Annotated in this window: 5 protein-coding genes; all 5 read right to left on the minus strand. The window is 39.4% G+C overall.

Going from position 1 to position 4,749, the window contains the following annotated elements:
* Positions 1-405 (minus strand): MFS transporter (locus ASF99_RS17530; RefSeq protein WP_235515855.1); only part of this gene is annotated, 405 nt, incomplete at its 3' end.
* A 449-nt stretch (positions 406-854) separates the two neighbouring features.
* Positions 855-1,292, minus strand: a complete 438-nt coding sequence (locus tag ASF99_RS00680; RefSeq protein ID WP_055966533.1) for an RrF2 family transcriptional regulator — start codon at positions 1,290-1,292, stop codon at positions 855-857.
* A 272-nt stretch (positions 1,293-1,564) separates the two neighbouring features.
* A complete protein-coding gene (locus ASF99_RS00685) occupies positions 1,565-1,942 on the minus strand; it encodes a GtrA family protein (protein WP_053451870.1) in 378 nt (125 codons plus the stop codon).
* Positions 1,939-2,889, minus strand: a complete 951-nt coding sequence (locus ASF99_RS00690; RefSeq protein WP_053451952.1) for a glycosyltransferase family 2 protein — start codon at positions 2,887-2,889, stop codon at positions 1,939-1,941. Before ASF99_RS00690 ends, ASF99_RS00685 begins: the two co-directional genes overlap by 4 nt.
* A 30-nt stretch (positions 2,890-2,919) precedes the next feature.
* On the minus strand, positions 2,920-4,590 hold the full coding sequence (locus ASF99_RS00695; protein ID WP_055966535.1) for a DUF6044 family protein: 1,671 nt from the start codon (positions 4,588-4,590) through the stop codon (positions 2,920-2,922).
* Positions 4,591-4,749: the final 159 nt, after the last annotated feature.

Genomic DNA, 4,749 nt, shown 5'->3' on the forward strand with positions numbered 1-4,749 from the left:
TGTCGCGTACACCTGTCGCAATTCATCCTTTGGTACCGTGTCCGCTACCATCGCTGAACTTGCGGGTCGATAAAATGCTGCCCCTATCCCGATTCCAATGAATGCAACATAATCGATCCAAGGAGAGGAGGAGACGGCAAATAGAATAAACATACTCATTTGCAAAAATGTTCCGATCAGCATGACAGGACGCCTCCCTAACGTATCCGCAACGCTTCCTCCTATTAAACTTCCGATGATACTTAGTAAGGGCGGTAGTGCCATTATTAATCCAGCAGTCTGTAAGCCAAGTTTTTGACCAAAGTAGACCGTCAGAAAAGGAAAGTACATCCAAAATAATAAATTAAATAATCCTTCTCCTACTAGTCTGACTTTCACATTCGAATTCCAATAAATTTTGTTCATAATAACTCCTCTCAAATAAATAAGGAATAGCGTCTTCCTTTTGTAGCTTTACTATAGATAAGATGATTAATAAGATATAGACTTATCTTTTAATGTGGATTATACTAATATTATGAAAATTGAGTAGACAAACCTTTGTTTAAATTGTACCTTAAAACGAACGTATGTTTGTTTTAAGGTACTTTATTTTTAACTATCGCTTTTTTGTTTCTTCCTATTTTTTAAGAATTTTAGAGTTTCTTTGCTATATAACTGACCAATAAAAAGCAGTCCCTGTCTTTATATGACGAGGACTGCTTTTTATTATTTTAAACACGGCGACTTTTTACTTTATCGATCAGAAACAACTACAGACTAACTCGACTAAATAAAAATCACTTATCTTTTCTTAGCCGTAATTAACTCCTACAAGTAGAAGCAGAGATTCGTTTATATGGCTTATATGGAAGTTAAGTCCGTGACCTAGATTTCTCATACACATCATTTTTATTGTTCTTTTGCGACTCAATTATCAATAAATCATTCAATGTAGTGGAATGGAGGGAGTCAATGAATAAGGAATAGGCTTTATCCATTACGTAAGGGATGGCATATCCACCTATATAGCTACGTTCTACATCTGTGTAATGCGTCATCTTTTCAAATTGTAAAACGACTTCGCTCACTTTAATTTGAGTAGCTGGTTTTGCTAACTTAAATCCACCTCCCCTTCCACGAATAGTGTGAAGAAGGTCTAGCTTACTCAGGATCCAAACAATTTTCATTAGATGATTTTCCGAGATGCGTTGAGCCTCTGCTACTTCTTTCACTGTCACTAATCGTGAAGGGTGTGTCCCAGCAAACAACAGTGTACGGATGGCATAATCGGTCGATACGTTTATTCTCATAAATATAAGAGTCCTCCTTGCGCTCTACAATGAACCATATCTGTCGGCATATAACAAATCATTCTTTTCGATATAATACAGTTTTACAACTTTTTTTATTATAGAATATGTAGGATGTCCAGACAAAATAAATATCTTAATTTTAAGAAGAAAATTGAATGAATGTAACAATATTACAAATTGATTTATCAGCCTTTTAATCTGCTACTATTCTTTCGCAAGAGCAATTTAGATATAAAAAAACAAGCCACCTATTTAGATAGCTTGTTTTTTTACGATTTGCGAAATACCCAATAAGACTGACCAAGATAATTTAATCCCGTATAGATGACCATCCCGATTAGAATTGCGCCAGTCTCTTGTAGATTTGGTAAAAGGTAATGGACTCCCCATAGACTAAAACGATAGGCAATGAGGTAGCTGATGGAAACGACGATTAAAAAACGGATCCAATAGGACAACCCTCCTGCCTCTTGGCGAAAGGTAAAACGGCGATTGAGCATGTAGCTGATCCAAACACCACATGCATTCCCAATAGCCGTCGCTCCCCAATAACCAGTATGCAAGACATGAAAACAAAACAATGTCAACGTCAGACCAACCAACGTATTGAGGATTCCTACTAATAAGAAACGAAGGAAGGTCATCATTCTCGTTTTTTCTCGACGACATAACGAGGACGCCGCTTGACTTCCTGATAGATTTTACCGATATATTCACCTATCAGTCCGATCCCGAGTAACTGAAGTCCCCCGATGAACCAGATGGACATCATTAATGACGTCCATCCATCCATTGCCTCTCCTTCATATCTGCGATAAAGGGCATACCCGACAAATCCGACCGAGACGAAGAGCATAAACAGTGAGACTAAAAATAACAGCTTAATCGGGCGGACACTAAATGAGGTTACCCCGTCCCATGCAAGAGCCATCATCTTCCGTAATGGGTATTTCGATTCCCCTGCTTGACGTGCTTGACGTGTGTAGGTCACTTCTGTTGTTTGGAAACCAAGGGAAGGCACCATTCCTCGCAAAAAGAGATTACGTTCCGGATGTGCACAAAGCGTTTCGACGGCTCGTTTGCTCATGAGACGATAGTCTGCATGATTGAAAATGGTTTCTACACCTAGCCAGTCAATGAAGCGATAAAAACCTTGAGCAGTGGACCGTTTAAACCAACTATCGGTCTGACGATCTTCTCGTACGCCATAGACAATATCATTCCCTTTCGCAAATTCACCCAAGAACTGCTCGATTACTTTTACGTCATCTTGAAGGTCTGCATCCATCGACACAACACAATCTGCATGTGTGTGTCCTTCGACAAGACCCGCGAACAAAGCATTTTGATGTCCAACGTTGTGAGCTAATTTTAATCCTCTAAACCGACCATCCTGTGCATGGACATCTTCGATTTGAGACCAGGTATCATCTTTACTTCCATCATCTACGAATAAGACAAAGGAGTCCTCAGAAATGAGGTGTCTTTCTCGCCACTCTGTTAAAAAACGGTGCATCGTACGGACCGTCAAGCGTAATACTTCCGTCTCGTTATAGCATGGAATTATTACACCTAGCGTAGGTGTCTTCGTCATTGTCATATCATTACTCCTCCATGAACGAAATTACTTCGTGCTCTCTGTAGTAGCTTGAATACGGTACAACCGAATCTTCCAAGCGGAATGCTGATCTTCGAACGTTCTTTCGTACTGCAATCCAATCGCTGCAGCATTTTTGATTGGTACAGCAGATAAGAGATATGTTGCACCTATCTGCTTCAACTGTGCTGTATTGATGGACAAATGTTGAATTGGAACTTGGTGTTTCTTCGTGTATTCGTATTCTTTACCGAGCTCGGAAGAAAACAAATAAACTCGATTTCCCCACGTATCAAAATAACGTTGCAATAGATCACTTTTATTTAGTTCTTCAGCAATCACCTTTCGGAAGGAAGCTTTATACCATAGCGGATAAAAGTTCACATAGCCATCCACAGTCTGCATCCCATTGTACTGAGCGATCGCAGGGTGCATTCCAATAGAGGCAACCTGGTAATCTTTTGTAGGTTTGTCAATAAACCGTTTGATATCAGAGAACTGAGAAGTCGCATAAAATGCCTCATAGGATGGATGATGACGATAAAGGAACTCGGGATTCCATGCGAGCAAGACAAAGGTTTGGGCTATTAGCAGGCAAATCACCCATTTTCGTTTAGATGTTCTCCATAACCAATCGAGCATCAAGTAAAACAATGCATACCACAACATGGGTTGAAGAAAGTGGAATCGGGAGAAATTGAAAGTTCTGATGAGAGAGACCTGTTGCTTTAACGGGTTCCATCCCTCATAGAACCAAAATGCATACCAAAGTGATAAACCAAAAACAAACCACATTAAAGTTCGAATTCGCTTTGCTGCATGATCTTTTTGACGGAATACTAAAAATCCGATAATCAAGAGTGTTAGTAGGATAATGGGCGACTGAACCGCCCGATCATGTGTATGACCGAACATCAAATTTTTAAAAAACAAACGGATACTGGACCAAAAGCCGTTGTTTCCCGTCTCGAAGTCATTTCGACTGGTAGGTTCTTCCTCCCACAACATCGAGAAGACCAATCGATATTCAATTAGTAAATATAATAAGACTTGTAAACAATATACGATCCAAAAGCGACTATGAAAACTACGTTCGCGGATTTCCTTCATCACATGGTAGAGGGCAAGCGTTGCTAAAAAGAAAATGATTCCTAACACAAAGCTAGAATAGAATGGAACCAAAATTAGTATTAACGCACTCAACTTTATCTTTCGGCCACGCCAGATATTCCAGTACGCCCACAATAAGAGCGGCATCCCAAGCGTACTGAGCATGCCTGATGGCCAGAATGGAGTCCAAGAAAATAAAACCGCCACCCATAAAGTATATGATTTAGGAATAACACCTTTCGCATAATCACGTAACAATAGGTACATTCCTAAAAAAGCAAAGATTCGGACCAGTGTTTGACTGATTACATATGCCGTAAACGGCGAGAACCATTGATACAGCCAAATGATAGCCGTAAATTCGCTGACAAAGGCATTTCTTGAGACAACCCCACTTAATAAGTCAGGAACAGTCGCTTGAAGGCTTGCATAAATACTATTCGTATCGACCAATGTTTTGTACCAAACGATATTCGAATCTAAATTATCATGAATACGAACATGAGCATGTTCCCCAAGTAAGACCATTGGGGAAATGTAGAGACATGCTAGCAACATCCCTATTAAAATGCGAGTTCTTTCTCTCATCGTCTCCCTCCTTCTTTTTGATTTAAGATTAAATCTATTAATTTATAACCCTATTAAATACAAGGTATATCCTTTTTCCGTTCCATTTTTAGATACGACGAATTGTAATATTAAGTGCAACACCTAGCTGAAAACACAAAAAAAACCCATAACGACCTC

This window comes from Exiguobacterium sp. Leaf187 (assembly GCF_001423925.1).
GTDB lineage: Bacteria > Bacillota > Bacilli > Exiguobacteriales > Exiguobacteriaceae > Exiguobacterium_A > Exiguobacterium_A indicum.

Excerpts from the sequence above, each read along its gene's own strand:
- ASF99_RS00685 (WP_053451870.1), bottom strand. The coding sequence starts at position 1,942 with ATGATGACCTTCCTTCGTTTCTTATTAGTAGGAATCCTCAATACGTTG.
- ASF99_RS00680 (WP_055966533.1), bottom strand. The coding sequence starts at position 1,292 with ATGAGAATAAACGTATCGACCGATTATGCCATCCGTACACTGTTGTTT.
- ASF99_RS00695 (WP_055966535.1), bottom strand. The coding sequence starts at position 4,590 with ATGAGAGAAAGAACTCGCATTTTAATAGGGATGTTGCTAGCATGTCTC.
- ASF99_RS00690 (WP_053451952.1), bottom strand. The coding sequence starts at position 2,889 with ATGACGAAGACACCTACGCTAGGTGTAATAATTCCATGCTATAACGAG.